The organism is Tessaracoccus sp. MC1679 (assembly GCF_014164775.1).
Lineage (GTDB): Bacteria > Actinomycetota > Actinomycetes > Propionibacteriales > Propionibacteriaceae > Arachnia.
The window spans coordinates 1-15056 of sequence record NZ_JACJGB010000006.1 but is presented as its reverse complement, the minus strand read 5'-3'; the positions used below and the strand labels follow the sequence as shown (position 1 = coordinate 15056).

The window sequence follows — 15056 nt, the reverse complement described above, 5'->3', positions numbered from 1 at the left end:
AGGATGAAGGCGTCCACATGCGCTTTTTCGCGCAAGGTAGCTGAAAGGGATCGATTTCCTCATGACCGTTAAGGTTGCAATCAACGGCTTTGGCCGTATCGGCCGTAACTTCTTCCGCGCGCTCGTCGCGTCGGGTGCCGATCTTGATGTCGTCGCAGTCAACGACCTGACCGACAACAAGACGCTGGCCCACCTGCTCAAGTACGACTCGATCCTCGGTCGCTTCCCCGGCGAGATCAGCTACGACGACGACGCCCTGACCGTCGACGGCAAGGAGATCAAGGCCTTCGCCGAGCGCGACCCGGCCCAGCTCCCCTGGGCGGACCTCGGCGTCGACATCGTCATCGAGTCCACCGGCTTCTTCACCGACGCCACCAAGGCCAAGGCCCACATCACCGCCGGCGCCAAGAAGGTCATCATCTCGGCCCCGGCCAAGAACGAAGACATCACCATCGTGATGGGCGTCAACGACGACAAGTACGACGCCGCCGCGCACAACATCATCTCGAACGCCTCCTGCACCACCAACTGCCTCGCCCCGATGGCCAAGGCGCTCAACGACGGCATCGGCATCGTCAAGGGCCTCATGACCACCATCCACGCGTACACGCAGGACCAGAACCTGCAGGACGGCCCGCACAAGGACCTGCGTCGCTCGCGCGCCGCCGCCCTCAACATGGTCCCCACCACCACCGGTGCGGCCAAGGCCGTGTCCCTCGTGCTCCCCGAGCTCAAGGGCAAGCTGGACGGCTACGCCATGCGCGTGCCCACCCCCACCGGCTCCGCCACGGACCTCACCTTCGAGGCCGCCCGCGAGACCACCGTCGAGGAGATCAACGCGATCGTCAAGGCGGCCGCAGACGGCCGGTTCCTCGTCTACACCGACGACGAGATCGTCAGCAAGGACATCGAGACGGATCCCGCGTCCTGCGTGTTCGACTCCAAGCTCACCAAGGTGATCGGCAACCAGGTCAAGGTGCTCGGCTGGTACGACAACGAGTGGGGCTACTCCAACCGCCTCGTCGACCTGTCCGTCCTGGTCGGCTCGAAGCTCTGATCCGACTCCCAGTGGTCTGAACGACGGCCCTGTGATCCCCGCGGGGGTCGCAGGGCCGTCGTCGCCCCACCGAACAACACCGACCAAAGAAAGGCTCACTGTGAAGTCTGTTGCAGATCTGGGCGATCTCCACGGCACGCGGGTACTCATCCGCTGCGATTTCAACGTCCCCCTGGACGCTGACAAGAACATCGGGGACGACGGCCGCATCCGCGCCGCGCTCCCCACCCTCAACGCCCTGCGCGACGCCGGCGCCCGCGTCGTAGTCATGGCCCACCTCGGCCGCCCCAAGGGGCAGGTCAACCCCAAGTACTCGTTGGCTCCGGTCGCAAAGCGGCTCGGTGAGTTGCTCGGCGCCGAGGTGAAGCTCGCCGACGACGTCGTCGGCGAGTCCGCCAAGGCCACCGTCGACGCGCTCGCCGACGGCGAGGTGGCCCTGCTCGAGAACGTGCGCTACGAGCCGGCCGAGGAGTCCAAGGACGAGGCAGCCCGCCAGGAGCTCGCCGCCAAGTACGCGGCCTTCGGTGACCTGTTCATCTCCGACGGCTTCGGCGTGGTGCACCGCAAGCAGGCCTCCGTCTACGATGTGGCGAAACTGCTCCCCAACGCGGCCGGCTACCTCGTGGCCAAGGAGGTCGACGTGCTGCGTCGGCTCACCGAGACCCCCGAGCGCCCCTTCGTCGTGGTGCTGGGTGGCGCGAAGGTCGCGGACAAGCTGTCGGTGATCGACAACCTGCTCAAGGTGGCCGACACTCTCGTCATCGGCGGCGGCATGGTGTTCACGTTCCTCAAGGCCCAGGGCCACGAGATCGGTGACTCCCTGCTCGACGAGACCAACCTGGAGACCTGCCGCGGCTACCTGGAGGAGGCCAAGGCCAAGGGCAAGACGATCCTGCTGCCGGTCGACGTGCGCATCGCCGACGGGATGGACTTCGACGCCCGGGAGGTCAAGGGCGACGTGGACGTCGTCTCGGCTCATTCCATCCCCGCCGGGAAGCAGGGCCTTGACATCGGCCCCGAGTCCGAAAAGCTGTTCGCGGACGCCATCACCGGCGCCAAGACGGTGTTCTGGAACGGCCCCATGGGCGTGTTCGAGATCGAGGCACTGTCGCACGGCACGGCCGCTGTGGCCAAGGCGCTGACCAAGGTCGAGGGTCTCTCGGTGGTCGGTGGAGGAGACTCCGCCGCGGCCGTGCGGGTCCTCGGCCACGCCGACGACGAGTTCGGCCACATCTCGACGGGCGGCGGCGCCTCCCTCGAGTTCCTGGAGGGCAAAGAACTGCCCGGCATTTCCGTTCTGGAGGAGGACAACTGATGACCCGCAAGCCGATCATGGCCGGTAACTGGAAGATGAACGTCGACCACATCGAGGCCACTGGACTGGTGGAGAAGATCCACTACGCACTCCTGGACAAGGACTACGACGCGTCGAAGTCCGAGGCCGTCCTCATCCCACCGTTCACGGACCTGCGCACCGTGCGCACCCTGATCGACGGCGACCGTCTGCCGTTCCAACTGGGCGCGCAGAACGTCTCGCAGTTCGACAACGGCGCCTACACCGGCGAGATCTCCACCTCGATGCTCACGAAGCTCGGCGTCAGCTACGTGGTCGTCGGCCACTCCGAGCGTCGCCAGTACTTCGGCGACACCGACGAGATCATCAACGCCAAGGCCGCCAAGGCCCTGGCCGCGGGCATCACGCCGATCATCTGCGTGGGCGAGGGTCTGGACATCCGCAAGGAGGGGCGCCACGTCGAGTACACCCTCGATCAGGTGCGCGGCACCCTGGCCGGTCTGACGGCCGAGCAGGTCGCCGGCCTCGTCATCGCCTATGAGCCCGTGTGGGCCATCGGCACCGGCGAGGTGGCCACCCCGGACGACGCGCAGGAGGTGTGTGGCGCCATCCGCAAGGAGGTCGCCGCGCTCTACGACGAGCCCACGGCCGAGTCCGTGCGCATCCAGTACGGCGGTTCCGTCAAGGCGGACAACGTGGCCCAGATCATGAGCAAGCCGGACGTCGACGGTGCCCTCGTCGGGGGTGCCGCCTTGAAGCCCGATGAGTTCGCGGCCATCGTGCGGTTCTACCAGCTCTGAGAAAAGCAAGCAGGCGGGCGGCGCGGGACGATAGGTCCCGCGCCGCTCGGCGTTGCGGCCCACCGCGCCGTCCAGGGCCGGACAGGCGGGGGCGAATGTGGATAACCGGTCGTCGTCGGATAGTCTGTACGGCGTGATTGTCCCCCTCGTGTCTTGGCCGGTGACGACGCTCTCAATCATCGCGATTGTCCTCAGCGTCCTCCTCGCGGCCACCGTCCTCCTCCACAAAAGTCGTGGCGGCGGAATGTCTGATCTCTTCGGCGGCGGCATGTCGACCTCCATGGGTGGAGCGTCGACGGCGGAGCGCCGGCTGGACCGGATCACGGTCGTGTTGTCGCTGGTCTGGCTTCTGACGATCATCGGGCTGCTGGTGCTGTACCGCATCGGCGCCTGACCCGGCACGACCCCTTCATCACGTCTCAAGGAGAACACAAGTGGCAAGTGGCAACGCCATTCGCGGCAGCCGTGTCGGCGCCGGACCGATGGGTGAGGCAGAGCGTGGCGATACCGCGCCGCGGCTCCACGTCTCGTACTTCTGCGCCAGTGGGCATGTGACCCGGCCGGCCTTCGCCGTCGATGCACCGATCCCCGAGTCGTGGGACTGCCCCCGCTGCGGGCTCCCGGCGAACATGGACGCAGACAATCCGCCGCCGCCGCCGAAGATCACCCCCTACAAGACGCACCTGGCCTACGTGAAGGAGCGCCGCACCGACGCGGAAGCTGCCCAGATCCTGGAAGAGGCCGTGTCCGCCCTGCGCGCGCGCCGCGCCTCCGGCGAGGTCATCTACTGAGTCCCCTGCGGTGCAGCTGCCTGCTCAGAACGGGCAGCTGTACTGCGCAGGAAGGCCGCTCGCGGCGGCGTCATCCAGATACCACAGGGTGACCTTCTCCCCGCGCACGTGAGAGGCGGGAAGCCTCCGATCCCCCTGCAGGGCCCCGGCGACGGCGCCGGCCTTGGCCGCACCGGTGGCCATGATCCACATCTCCGTGGACCTGTTGAGCGCCGGGATGGTGAGCGAGATCCGCTCCGTCGGGGGCTTGGGTGCATCCGTGACGCCGATCACGCTGCGCGTAGTGGGATCGAAGCTGGGGTGCCCCGGGAAGATCGAGGCGACGTGTCCGTCCTCCCCGACGCCCAGCAGCATGATGTCGAAATGGGTGGTACCCAGTTCGGCCTCGTACTCCGCGGCGCACTCGTGCGAGTCCTTCCGCCCGTCCTGAGCGGCCATCATGTGGGTGTCGGCCGACTTGATGGACACGGTTCGGGCCAGCCGCGACACCGCCTGCAGCGAGTTGCGGTCCGGATCCGTCGCGGGGACGAACCGTTCGTCGCCCCACCACAGCTGCAGTTTCGCGGCGTCGAGGTCTGAGCCCACGGCCAGCTCGGCGAAGCGTTCATACATGGCGTTGGCGGCATTGCCCCCGGTCAGGCAGACGTGCACGATCGGCTGGGTGTCCTGAAGCTCGACGAGGCGGTCCAGCAACCGCTGCGCCACCAGGTGGCTCACCTCGTCCGCGCCCGGCATCCGGACCACTCGGGTGTACACGTCAGCGCCCCTCGGCGTCGGCCACGAGACGGCTCGTGGCCGCCTCGAAGATGTCGTCGGCGTCCATGCGTTGCAGTTCCTCGGTCAGGAGGTCCGTCAGCGGCCGGCGCCTGAGTGCGACGGTGCGCTGCGGTTGATGCGGCACCTGGTAGAGGGCGGTGCCCTCCGCCACGCGACGCACCGTGATGTCGCCCTCGAGGGTGGTGAGCCGCACCTCGTTGACGCCGGGCTGGTCGCCGTCACGGCGTTCGACGTGGACGTCGAGCCTGTCGCTCAGCCACGCGGACAGGAGTGTCGCGGGGGCGTTGTCCGGGGCGGCGGAGACCATGGCGCCGATGACCTCGGAGCGCGTCTGGTCCATGGCCGCCGCGAGCAGGGCGCGCCACCGGGTCAGCCGGGTCCAGGTGAGGTCAGTGTCGCCTGGGGCGTGGTTGCGGGCGCGGCGCAGCAGCGCATCCTGAGGGTCGTGACAGCCGGCCGCGTCTGTGATGCGCCGATCGGCGAGGCCACCGATGGGGTCGTCGGCGAGATGGTCCGGCGCCTCGTGCGGCCACCACACGATGGTCGGGGAGTCCGGCAGCAGCAGCGGAAGGCAGATCGAGTCCCCGTGGTGGCGCAGCTCCCCGTGGAGCCTCAACACGACGAGATCCCCGGGAAGGCCCTCGCCCACCTCGATGGTCGCGTCGAGCCGGGCCTGGTCGGCCTCCACGTAGGTCACGAGGATGACCCGCGACGGGTGGGCGGTGGCTGAGGCCTTCGCGGCCTCTAGCACCTCGTCGAAGTGCCCGTCAGTGGTGACGATGAGGAGGGTCAGCACGAGGCCGCTGGCCCCAGCGGTGCGCTTGGCGCTGATGAGGGCGGACGCCACTTCTCGGGACGACGTGTCGGTCAGTTCGATGATCATGACAATCCTCCTCAGGGCCTACGCCAGTTGAAACCGTCACGGGCCAGCATCTCGTATGCGGAGGCGGGGCCCCAGGTGCCGGACGCGTACTGCTCAGGTTGACCCTCGACGGAGGCCCAGTACTCGATCACCGGGTCCAGGATGCTCCAGCTGAGCTCCACCTCCTCCTGCTGCGGGAACAGCGGCGGGTCGCCGAGCAGGACGTCGAGGATGAGCCGCTCGTAGGCCTCCGGGGACGATTCGGTGAACGACCCCCCGTAGCCGAAGTCCATCGACACCTCCCGGATCTCCATCTGGGTGCCGGGGACCTTGGCCCCGAACCGGAGCGTGACCCCCTCGTCGGGCTGGATCCGCATCACGAGGGCGTTGGTTCCGAGCTCCTCGGTATCAGTGGCGGTGAAGGGCAGGTGGGGTGCCCGCTTGAAGCTCAGCGCCACCTCCGTGACGCGGCGGGGCATGCGCTTGGCGGAGCGGAGGTAGAAGGGCACCCCGGCCCAGCGGCGGTTGTCGATGTCCACGCGCATCGCGGCGTAGGTCTCCGTCTTCGAGCCCTCCGGCACGCCCTCCTCCTGCAGGTACCCGATCACGGGCTTGCCGCCCTGCCATCCGGCGGCGTACTGGCCGCGCGCGGTGTGCAGGTCGTATCGCGAGGGGACGCGGGCCGCGGCGAGGACCTTCTGCTTCTCGGCACGCAGCTGGCTGGCCTCGAACGAGGTGGGCTCCTCCATCGCCGTCAGCGCCAGGAGCTGGAGGAGGTGGTTCTGGATGACGTCGCGGGCGATGCCGATCCCGTCGAAGTAGCCGGCGCGGCCACCGATGCCGATGTCCTCGGCCATCGTGATCTCGACGTGGCTGACGTAGTGGTTGTTCCAGATCGGCTCGAACATCTGGTTGGCGAAGCGCAGCGCCAGCATGTTCTGCACCGTCTCCTTCCCCAGGTAGTGATCGATGCGGAACACCTCATGGGGTTGAAACAGCGCTGAGACCACGTCGTCGAGCTCGCGCGCCGAGGCCAGGTTGTGGCCGAACGGCTTCTCGATGACCACCCGGTTCCAGTTGCCTTCGGAGCGCTCGGTCATGCCGTGGCGCCGCAGCTGCGTCATCACCTGCTCGAAGCTCGACGGGGGGATGGACAGGTAGAACGCGTGGTTTCCGCCGGTGCCGCGGGCAGTGTCCAGCTCCCGGATGGTGCCGCGCAGCCGCTCGAACGACTCGTCGTCGTCGAACGTGCCGGAGACGAACCGGATGCCTTCCAGGAGCTGCTCCCACACCTCCTCCCGGAAGGGTGTGCGCGCGTTCTCCTTCACCGCATCGTGGACGACCTGCGCAAAGTCCTGGTCCGCCCAGTCCCGGCGCGCGAATCCCACCAGGCCGAAGCCGGGGGGAAGCATGCCGCGATTGGCAAGATCGTAGACGGCCGGCATCAGCTTCTTGCGGGACAGGTCCCCGGTCACCCCGAAGATGACGAGGACGCAGGGCCCGGCGATCCGGGGGAGCCGTCGGTCCTGCGGATCGCGCAGTGGGTTCTCGTAGCTGTTCATCGTCGCCAACCCTATCCCTGCGAGGGCAGCGGGGGAACGGATCCCGCGCCGCGCTTTGGGTGCCCCCCATCGGGCGAGATAGACTGCCGGGAGCGAAGGTGAGGGAATGAGGTGCATGTGGCGGTCGGCTCTGTCGCTGCGTCCTCGGGGGCCCGCTTCTGGGATGTGGTCAAGGCGTATGTTGCCCTGACCAAGCCGCGCATCATCGAACTGCTGCTCGTCACCACCGCTCCGGCGATGTTCCTGGCGGCCGGCGGGCTGCCGCCGTGGGAGCTGATCGTGGTGGTCATGATCGGCGGGCTGTTCGCCGCGGCGTCGGCCAACACCTTCAATTGCGTGATCGACGCGGACATCGACGAGGTGATGCGGCGCACCCGCCGCCGACCCGTCCCGCGACACCAGGTCTCCACGCGCAACGCGCTGGTCTTCGGTGTCGTGCTCGGAGTCCTTGCCACGCTCGTGCTCGGATTCGGCGCCAACTGGCTCTCCGCCGTCCTGGCGCTCACCGCGAACGCGTTCTACGTGTTCGTCTACACCATGTGGCTCAAGCGCCGCACCTGGCAGAACATCGTGTGGGGCGGCATCGCGGGCTGCTTCCCGCCGCTCATCGGCTGGACAGCTGTGACGGGCAGCGTCGCCTGGCCGCCGCTGATCCTGTTCGCCGTCGTCTTCCTCTGGACGCCACCGCACACGTGGGCGCTGGCCTTCCGTTACCGCGAGGACTATGCGGCAGCCGGGGTGCCGATGCTGCCGGTGGTGTCGACCCCGCCGCGGGTCGCCGCTCAGATCTTCTGGTACACGCTGGCCACCGTCGTGGTGTCGCTGCTGCTGTGGCCCGTCACCCCCACCGGGCCGCTGTACCCGATTGTCGCGGGCGTGCTGGGCGCGGTGTTCCTCGCCGAGGCCGTGGCGCTGTGGCGTAGAGCCAGGGCGGGCGCCGAGGGGCCCCAGCTCAAGGCAATGCGGCTGTTCCACTGGAGCAACACCTATCTGGCCCTGCTGTTCCTCGCGGTGGCCATCGACCCGCTCCTGTTCTAGTGTCCTGCGCCAGAATTCGCTGCGATTGACGGCGCCCCAGCGGCGCCTCGCCGCGTTCTCCTCGCTCGACGAACAGTAGGAGCTGCCGAGCAAGCCTCCGCAGCCCGCCACTGCGCACTATCGTCGGGGGATGCAGCCCTTCGCCCGGGAGCCGGATTACGTCACTGTGCTGCGCGATGGCACCGTCAAGCAGATCAATCCCCTCACCGGCACCGAGGTGTGGACGGTCGCGGGGCGGGCCAACCGCCCGCTCGGCCTTCCCGTCCACGAACCGCGGCCGGTGGATCCCGGGCTGCACGGCCGGCACTGCCCGTTCTGCGAGGAGCGTTACCTGGAGACTCCGCCGGAGAAGTCCCGCGTGATCCTGGGGGAGCGTGGCTGGAAGACGATCTACCGGAACCCCGCGGAGGACCTCTTCGCCACCGTCGCTGAGTTCCGGCGCGTCCCCAACCTGTTCGAGATCCTGAGCTTCGACTACTGGCATCAGAACTACGGGTTCGAGCTGCCGGACCGGGTGCGCCTGCGCCGCGACGCGTACCTTGCCTCAGCCGAGGGCAAGGCTCACGTCCTCAGCGTCATCGGCGCCAAGCTGCGCGCCTCCGGGATGACCGACGCCGAGATCGCGGCCCTCCCCGAGGAGGAGAGGATCGGCCGCGCCTCCGGGTTCTTCGGCGGCGGCCACGACCTCATCGTGGCCCGTCGCCACTTCGTCGACGGTGCCACCGACGACTCCCAGCTCGCCTCGTCCGGGACCCTCACCCCGGACGAGCACGCCCGATTCGTCGCCTACACGATCGAGTCGGCCCGGATGGCCTACGAGATCAACCGGTACGCGCGCTACGTGGCCGTGTTCCAGAACTGGTTGAAGCCCGCGGGCGCCTCGTTCGACCACCTGCACAAACAACTCGTGACCATCGATGAGAGGGGCGCGCACCACGAGGCCACCCTTGCCCGGCTGAGGGGCAACGCGAACCTCTTCAACGAGGCCGGCCCCAACTACGCGGCTCGCCGCAACCTCGTCATCGCCGAGAGCGGCTATGCCGTCGCCTTCGCGGGATTCGGGCATCGGTATCCCACCATCGAGATCCACTCCACCAGCGAGGCCTCCGACCCGTGGGAGCAGCGCGACGACGAGGTGCGGGGGATGTCGGACATGATCCACGCCATGCACGCCGCCACAGGGTCGGCCATCCCCTGCAACGAGGAATGGCACTACCGCCCGATCGACGTCACCCTCCCGATGCCGTGGCGGGTGATGCTGAAGTGGCGCATCTCGACGCTGGCCGGGTTCGAGGGGGCCACGAAGGTCTACCTCAACACCATCGCACCGGCTACGCTGCGTGATCGGGTGGTCAGCGCTCTCCTCGATCTGCGCGGGCGCGGGCTCATTGCCCCGGGCCTGGCGATCGGTTCCGAGGCGCCGGGCTGTCCCAACCCGCTGCGGTACCGCCGCTAGCGAACCGCTGCAGTGTGGCGGGACGCACTCCGACCGCCACGAAGGGACTCTCCCATGTCCACCGATATGCCTCGGCCCACCGACCGCAGGGTCATCCCCATCCTCCTGGTCGCCGCGTTCGTCGTGATCCTGAACGAGACCACCATGAACGTCGCCCTGAGTTCGATCATGTCCGATCTCGGCATCACCGAGCGCTCCGCCCAGTGGCTCACCACCGCGTTCATGTTGACCATGGCCGTCGTCATCCCGGTGACCGGCTGGCTGCTGGACCGGCTGCCGACGCGCCGCGTGTTCGTCCTCGCCCTGAGCCTGTTCAGCCTCGGGACACTGGCATGCGCGGTCGCGCCGAGCTTCGGGTTCCTGGTGCTGGGGCGCGTGATCCAGGCCACCGGCACCGCCATTATGATGCCGCTGCTGATGACCACCATCATGCAACTCGTCACCCGGGAGCATCGCGGCCGGGTGATGGGCAACGTCTCGATGGTGATCTCGGTGGCCCCCGCCGTCGGCCCCACCCTGTCCGGCGTGATCCTTCAGGTGGCGTCGTGGCGCGGGATCTTCTGGGTCGTGCTCCCGATCGCGCTCCTCATGCTGTGGCTCGGCTCCCGCCGATTGACCAACGTGGGGGAGACGAAGGACACGCCCCTGGATCTCGTCTCGGTGCCGCTCACCCTGCTGGGGTTCGGCCCTCTGGTCTACGGGCTGAGCCTGGTCGGGTCCGACGAGGTGGAGTTCTGGGTGCCCCTGCTGGCCATCGGGATCGGCGTCGCGGGCCTCGCGGCCTTCGTGGCGCGACAGTCCGCGCTCCAGGCCCGCGGCGCGGCGCTGCTGGACCTGCGGACCTTCACCTACGCCACCTTCACGGTGGCGGTGGTGATGATGGCGATCGCGATGATGGCGCTGTTCGGGACCATCATCATGCTGCCGCTCCTGCTCCAGCGGGCGTTCGGGCTTGAGCCTCTGCAGGTCGGGTTGATGCTGCTGCCGGGCGGAATCGCGATGGGGCTCCTGTCGCCGGTGGTCGGCCGGCTCTACGACCGGGTCGGGCCGAGGGCTCTCGTGGTGCCGGCGAGCGTCGTCGTGATGGGCGTGTTCGTGTTCTACTCCACGATCAGCCTGGCCACCCCGTGGTGGGCGATCATGCTCGGCCACGTGGTGATGAGCGTGGGGTTCGCGTCGATGTTCACCCCGCTGTTCACCGTGGCGCTGGGCTCGCTGCCGCGGCACCTGTACTCCCATGGGTCCGCCGTCGTGGGCACGGTGCAGCAGGTCGCGGGCGCCACGGGCACGGCCATCTTCGTCACGATCTTCGCCATCCAGTCGGCGGCGGCCGCCCCGACGGCCGCCTCAGAGGCCGAGGCCCTGCTGGTGGGTGCCCGGTGGGCCTTCATGGCGGCCGGAGCCATCTGGACCGCCGCCGTTGTCGCGGGGCTGTTCCTCAGGAAGCCTGCCGACGTGGAGAACCTGGTCGCCGCGGCTCACTGAGCAGCCTCGGTCACGCCTCGTCCGCGAGCCGGGTCAGCATCGTGCGGTGGGCCGCCCACCCTTCGGCCGGTACCCACAGGTTCGTGTTGCCGCTGAGTAGTCCGGCGGCCCCGTCGATCCCCTCCCGGATGATGTCGGCCTGCCCCGCGTGCCGGGTGATGTCGTTGAGAACGTGAACGAGGATCCTGGCCAGCGTGGTCTCGCCCCTCTCGCCCCACCAGGCGACGCGGCCAGGCGTCTCCAGGGGCATCTCTTCGATGGCGCTGTCCACCACCTGGCCCACCTCGCGGTACTGCCGGACGAGGTCCACGGCCCGCTCGTCGCGTGTGGCGTAGAAATCGGCATTGGGGTCGGCGCCGTAGTCCAGTGCCGGGATCACGATGGGGGAGGTCCTGGCGAAGCAGTCGATGAAGTATCCGTGCTCCACGAAGGCGCAGTGCTTGACCAGCCCCAGCAGGTTGGTCCCGGTGACGGTGCGGGGGAGTCTGAGCTCGCGTTCGCTCAGACCCTCGGTCTTCCACAGGAGCGCCTCTCGGGAGGATCGGAGGTGGTTGAGCAGGATCTCCTTGATGTCCATGCCGTCATTCTGCCCCTCAGCGCCGGCAGATGTCTGTGACTCCCGAAGCCGACGGGCCGCGCCCAGCCGGGGGTAGCGTGGCCCCATGGTGCGCCTCTGCCGTCCGCTATCGGACCTCACACGCGACGACCTCGCTCTGGCAGGTGGCAAGGCCGCCAACCTCGGTGAGTTGATCGGCGCCGGGTTCGACGTCCCGCCCGGGTTCGTGGTCACCACCGACGCGTACCAGCTCGCCGTCGGCCCGCTTCAGCCGACGAGGGCGGCGATCGCCGCGGCACCCATACCGGATGCAGTGGAGACGGCCATCCGGGAGGCGTACCGAAGCCTGGGGGAGGGCCCTGTGGCTGTGCGGTCCAGCGCGACGGCGGAGGACCTGCCGGGGGCCACCTTTGCCGGGCAGCAGGATTCGTTTCTCAATGTGATCGGGGCCGATGCGGTGGTAGCCGGGGTGCGCGGCTGTTGGGCGTCACTGTGGACCGACCGGGCGATCTCCTATCGCTCCCGGCTCGGTATCCCCGACGACGCCGTCGCGATGGCGGTGGTGGTGCAGACCATGGTCGACGCGGAGTGGGCTGGGGTGATGTTCACCGCGCACCCGGTGACGGGGGCGCGGGACCGGGTCGTCGTCGAGTCCAACCCGGGGTTGGGGGAGTCTGTGGTGTCGGGCGCGGTGACTCCGGACCACGCGGTGGTGGGCCCGGACGGAGCGGTCGTCGACCGGCGGATCGGCCACCGGGAGTCGGTCGTGCTCCCGGCCGCGGGTGGCGGGACGACGACGGCGCGGGGAGACAGGGGCGTCCACGAGTTGCCGGACGCCATCCTGCGCCGCCTGGCGGAGCAGGGCCGACGGGCGGCCGGGCACTTCGGCGCCCCGCAGGACATCGAGTGGGCCCTGGCAGGCGACGCGATCCTTCTCACTCAGTCGCGCCCCATGACGGCGTTGCCGCCTGCGCCGATCCGGCTCAGCCGCGTGCAGCGGTTGACCGGGCCGGTGGTACTCGAGCTGTTGCCCCGCCGCCCCCTGCCGATGGAGTTGACGGCCTGGATCGAGCCGGTTGTCTTCCCGCACCTGGAGCGCCTCACCGACGCAATCGTCGGAGTCAGGATGGGCGTGGCCGACGCCCTGCTGGCGAACGACGGCGTCCTCAGAGAGTTGGTCCCGCCGAGCCCGCGCCCCACGCGCAGGACCCCCGCGCGACTCGTCCGCACCTTCGTGCGGGCCGCGCGGCACCGGGCGAAGGACTGGCGCCTCGACCCTCGATGGCCGGACATCGTTCGCCGTGGGAGGGAACTGCAGGCGTTTCCTGTCAAGCGGGCGACCTGGGCGGAGCTGACCGCCATCCCGCACCGGGCCTCGGTTCTCGCTGTCGAGCTCGCCGAGCTCCGCGGCCGCTACCTCCCCGCGGGTGGGCGGGCCCTCGCGGTGCTCAGTCTGATCCTCCCGCGCCTGGGTGCCCCGGAGGGCGCGATGACCGCGGCGCTCGGCGCCACCACCGACACGATGCGCGCCAACGCCGCGCTGGAGGCCCTCGCCGAGATCGTGCGGTCGAACGCAGCGCTGGCCCGCGACTTCTCCGCACTCTCGCCAGCCGAGCTCGTCCCCGTCGTCGAGGCGCTGCCCCGCGATGGCGAGTTCCGCACAGGCCTCGACGCGCTGATGGCCGGCTTCGGGCACCGCGAGACGGGGAGCATCCTCCTCCCGATGGATCCGTCGTGGGGAGACTCGCCGTCGACGGTCCTCGGCCTGGTTCAGGTGCTGGCCAGGCAGCCGGCCGGTGAGTCGAGGGACGAGGGCAGCGGAGCGAGCGCGGTCCTCGAGCTTCCCCGGGTGCGCCGACTCCGGCTCGGCCGCCCGCTCCGCTCGTTGCTGAGCGACGCCCGCGAGGGGATCGGGCTGCGCGAGGACACACACTTCGAGCTGGTCCGCACCATGCCCGCGGTCCGCCGCGCGGTGCTCGAGATGGGTCGTCGCATGGCCCTCCAGGGAGCGATCGACGAGCCGGAGGACGCCTGGTTCCTCGTGTGGAGCGAGGTCGACCGGCTGCCCGATCCCGCGAATCACCCCGTCGACGGCAGTCTGCGGGACGCCATCGCGCGGAGGAAACGCGCTGCCGCGGCACTCTCCGGCGCCCCCCTCATCGCGTCGTCGACGCTGTATCCACGCCGCCCCTCGGGTGAGGCCCTCGCTGCGGGCATGCCCGGGGGCGGGGGCCTCGCGACTGGCGCGGTCCGGGTCATCAGGAACCAGAGCGAGTTCCCCACCCTTCGCCCCGGCGAGGTGCTGGTGTGCCCCGCGACGAACCCGTCCTGGACGCCACTGTTCGCGGTGGCGGCCGCCGTCGTGGTGGATCACGGCGGTCCCGCGTCGCACGCTGCCATCGTCGCCCGCGAGTACGGCCTCCCTGCGGTGCTGGGGGTCGGTGACGGCACCTCGACGCTGGCAACGGGTCGGCGGGTCACCGTCGACGGCGACCACGGTCTGGTCCTCGCCGCAGAGGACACCCCTGGCGGCTAGGGGGCATCCTCATTGGTTCCTTGGGGTCCTGGTTCTGGCGGCGAGGTCGTCCCCTTCGCTCCCTGAGGAGGGCCGCCCGCGGAGCGGCGAGGCCCGTCCCCTTTCGGTCCCTGAGGAGGGCCGCCCGCGGAAGCGGCGTGGCCGGTCGACTCCCGCTCCCTGAGGAGGGCCGCCCGCGGAAGCGGCGTGGCCGGTCGACTCCCGCTCCCTGAGGAGGGCCGCCCGCGGAAGCGGCGTGGCAGGTCGACTCCCGCTCCCTGAGGAGGGCCGCCCGCGGAGCGGCGTGGCAGGTCGACTCCCGCTCCCTGAGGAGGGCCGCCCGCGGAGCGGCGTGGCAGGTCGACTCCCGCTCCCTGAGGAGGGCCGCCCGCGGAGCGGCGTGGCAGGTCGACTCCCGCTCCCTGAGGAGGGCCGCCCGCGGAGCGGCGTGGCAGGTCGACTCCCGCTCCCTGAGGAGGGCCGCCCGCGGAGCGGCGTGGCAGGTCGACTCCCGCTCCCTGAGGAGGGCCGCCCGCGGAGCGGCGTGGCAGGTCGACTCCCGCTCCCTGAGGAGGGCCGCCCGCGGAGCGGCGTGGCAGGTCGACTCCCGCTCCCTGAGGAGGGCCGCCCGCGGAGCGGCGAGGCCCGTCCCCTTTCGCTCCCTGAGCAGGGCCGCCCGCGGAGCGTGTCCCGTCCCTTCGGTCCCTGAGGAGGGCCGCCCGCGGAGCGGCGAGGCCCGTCTCGAAGGGTCGTGACTACCACCTTCGTGCGAATCTCATGGTCGGGTGCGGTGAGCCGTGAGTCGATGTCCGGGCGGCCGTTGTCCAGAGTCCCGTTGTCGACTGCTGGTCTGGTTGGTGGCT

13 protein-coding genes are annotated in these 15056 nt (G+C 69.5%); 9 read left to right on the top strand and 4 right to left on the bottom strand.

The annotated features are described in order from the left end of the window. Nucleotides 1-61 precede the first annotated feature (61 nt). From gap to H5398_RS10715, 5 genes are all read left to right on the top strand, one after another. A complete protein-coding gene (gene gap, locus H5398_RS10735) occupies nucleotides 62-1057 on the top strand; it encodes a type I glyceraldehyde-3-phosphate dehydrogenase (RefSeq protein WP_182800002.1) in 996 nt (331 codons plus the stop codon). A 100-nt stretch (nucleotides 1058-1157) separates the two neighbouring features. Further along, nucleotides 1158-2372, top strand: coding sequence for a phosphoglycerate kinase (gene pgk, locus H5398_RS10730; protein ID WP_182783062.1), 1215 nt, complete (start codon nucleotides 1158-1160; stop codon nucleotides 2370-2372). Continuing rightward, a complete protein-coding gene (gene tpiA, locus H5398_RS10725) occupies nucleotides 2372-3151 on the top strand; it encodes a triose-phosphate isomerase (protein WP_182800001.1) in 780 nt (259 codons plus the stop codon). The genes pgk and tpiA overlap by 1 nt, the downstream gene beginning before the upstream one ends. A gap of 133 nt (nucleotides 3152-3284) precedes the next feature. Beyond that, complete coding sequence (secG, locus tag H5398_RS10720) at nucleotides 3285-3545, top strand: preprotein translocase subunit SecG (protein ID WP_370585751.1); 261 nt, start codon at nucleotides 3285-3287, stop codon at nucleotides 3543-3545. A 40-nt stretch (nucleotides 3546-3585) separates the two neighbouring features. Further along, nucleotides 3586-3942: an RNA polymerase-binding protein RbpA gene (locus H5398_RS10715; protein WP_182783060.1), complete on the top strand. Its 357-nt coding sequence runs from the start codon at nucleotides 3586-3588 to the stop codon at nucleotides 3940-3942. Between the two features lie 24 nt (nucleotides 3943-3966). On the opposite strand, the gene pgl is transcribed toward H5398_RS10715, so the two are convergent. The 3 genes from pgl to zwf are packed head-to-tail and all read right to left on the bottom strand — an operon-like array spanning nucleotide 3967 to nucleotide 7143. After that, nucleotides 3967-4698 carry a 6-phosphogluconolactonase gene (gene pgl, locus H5398_RS10710; protein ID WP_182783059.1) on the bottom strand — a complete coding sequence of 244 codons (732 nt, stop codon included), beginning with the start codon at nucleotides 4696-4698 and terminating at the stop codon, nucleotides 3967-3969. A gap of 1 nt (nucleotide 4699) precedes the next feature. After that, entirely contained in the window at nucleotides 4700-5602 is a 903-nt protein-coding gene (locus H5398_RS10705) for a glucose-6-phosphate dehydrogenase assembly protein OpcA (protein ID WP_182783058.1), read from the bottom strand. 11 nt (nucleotides 5603-5613) lie between these two features. Next, nucleotides 5614-7143 carry a glucose-6-phosphate dehydrogenase gene (gene zwf, locus H5398_RS10700; RefSeq protein WP_220489349.1) on the bottom strand — a complete coding sequence of 510 codons (1530 nt, stop codon included), beginning with the start codon at nucleotides 7141-7143 and terminating at the stop codon, nucleotides 5614-5616. A 111-nt stretch (nucleotides 7144-7254) separates the two neighbouring features. Here zwf and H5398_RS10695 point away from each other — a divergent pair, with 111 nt between their 5' ends. The 3 genes from H5398_RS10695 to H5398_RS10685 all read left to right on the top strand — a co-directional run bounded on the left by H5398_RS10695 (nucleotide 7255) and on the right by H5398_RS10685 (nucleotide 11122). Continuing rightward, the gene (locus tag H5398_RS10695; protein ID WP_182783056.1) at nucleotides 7255-8181 is read left to right on the top strand and encodes a heme o synthase; all 927 of its coding nucleotides are present in this window, start codon (nucleotides 7255-7257) and stop codon (nucleotides 8179-8181) included. Between the two features lie 130 nt (nucleotides 8182-8311). Further along, nucleotides 8312-9637 carry a DUF4921 family protein gene (locus tag H5398_RS10690; RefSeq protein WP_182800000.1) on the top strand — a complete coding sequence of 442 codons (1326 nt, stop codon included), beginning with the start codon at nucleotides 8312-8314 and terminating at the stop codon, nucleotides 9635-9637. 54 nt (nucleotides 9638-9691) lie between these two features. Continuing rightward, the gene (locus H5398_RS10685; RefSeq protein ID WP_182799999.1) at nucleotides 9692-11122 is read left to right on the top strand and encodes an MDR family MFS transporter; all 1431 of its coding nucleotides are present in this window, start codon (nucleotides 9692-9694) and stop codon (nucleotides 11120-11122) included. Between the two features lie 10 nt (nucleotides 11123-11132). Here H5398_RS10685 and H5398_RS10680 read toward each other — a convergent pair whose 3' ends face one another. Beyond that, on the bottom strand, nucleotides 11133-11699 hold the full coding sequence (locus H5398_RS10680) for a DinB family protein (RefSeq protein WP_182799998.1): 567 nt from the start codon (nucleotides 11697-11699) through the stop codon (nucleotides 11133-11135). An 85-nt stretch (nucleotides 11700-11784) separates the two neighbouring features. On the opposite strand from H5398_RS10680, the gene H5398_RS10675 reads away from it, so the two are divergent. Beyond that, nucleotides 11785-14214 (top strand): PEP/pyruvate-binding domain-containing protein, encoded by a 2430-nt coding sequence (locus tag H5398_RS10675; RefSeq protein WP_182799997.1) that lies wholly within the window; start codon nucleotides 11785-11787, stop codon nucleotides 14212-14214. Nucleotides 14215-15056: the final 842 nt, after the last annotated feature.

Coding starts and splice junctions, on each gene's coding strand:
- H5398_RS10690 (WP_182800000.1), top strand. CDS start 8,312: ATGCAGCCCTTCGCCCGGGAGCCGGATTACGTCACTGTGCTGCGCGAT.
- gap (WP_182800002.1), top strand. CDS start 62: ATGACCGTTAAGGTTGCAATCAACGGCTTTGGCCGTATCGGCCGTAAC.
- tpiA (WP_182800001.1), top strand. CDS start 2,372: ATGACCCGCAAGCCGATCATGGCCGGTAACTGGAAGATGAACGTCGAC.
- zwf (WP_220489349.1), bottom strand. CDS start 7,143: ATGAACAGCTACGAGAACCCACTGCGCGATCCGCAGGACCGACGGCTC.
- H5398_RS10705 (WP_182783058.1), bottom strand. CDS start 5,602: ATGATCATCGAACTGACCGACACGTCGTCCCGAGAAGTGGCGTCCGCC.
- H5398_RS10675 (WP_182799997.1), top strand. CDS start 11,785: ATGGTGCGCCTCTGCCGTCCGCTATCGGACCTCACACGCGACGACCTC.
- H5398_RS10680 (WP_182799998.1), bottom strand. CDS start 11,699: ATGGACATCAAGGAGATCCTGCTCAACCACCTCCGATCCTCCCGAGAG.
- H5398_RS10685 (WP_182799999.1), top strand. CDS start 9,692: ATGTCCACCGATATGCCTCGGCCCACCGACCGCAGGGTCATCCCCATC.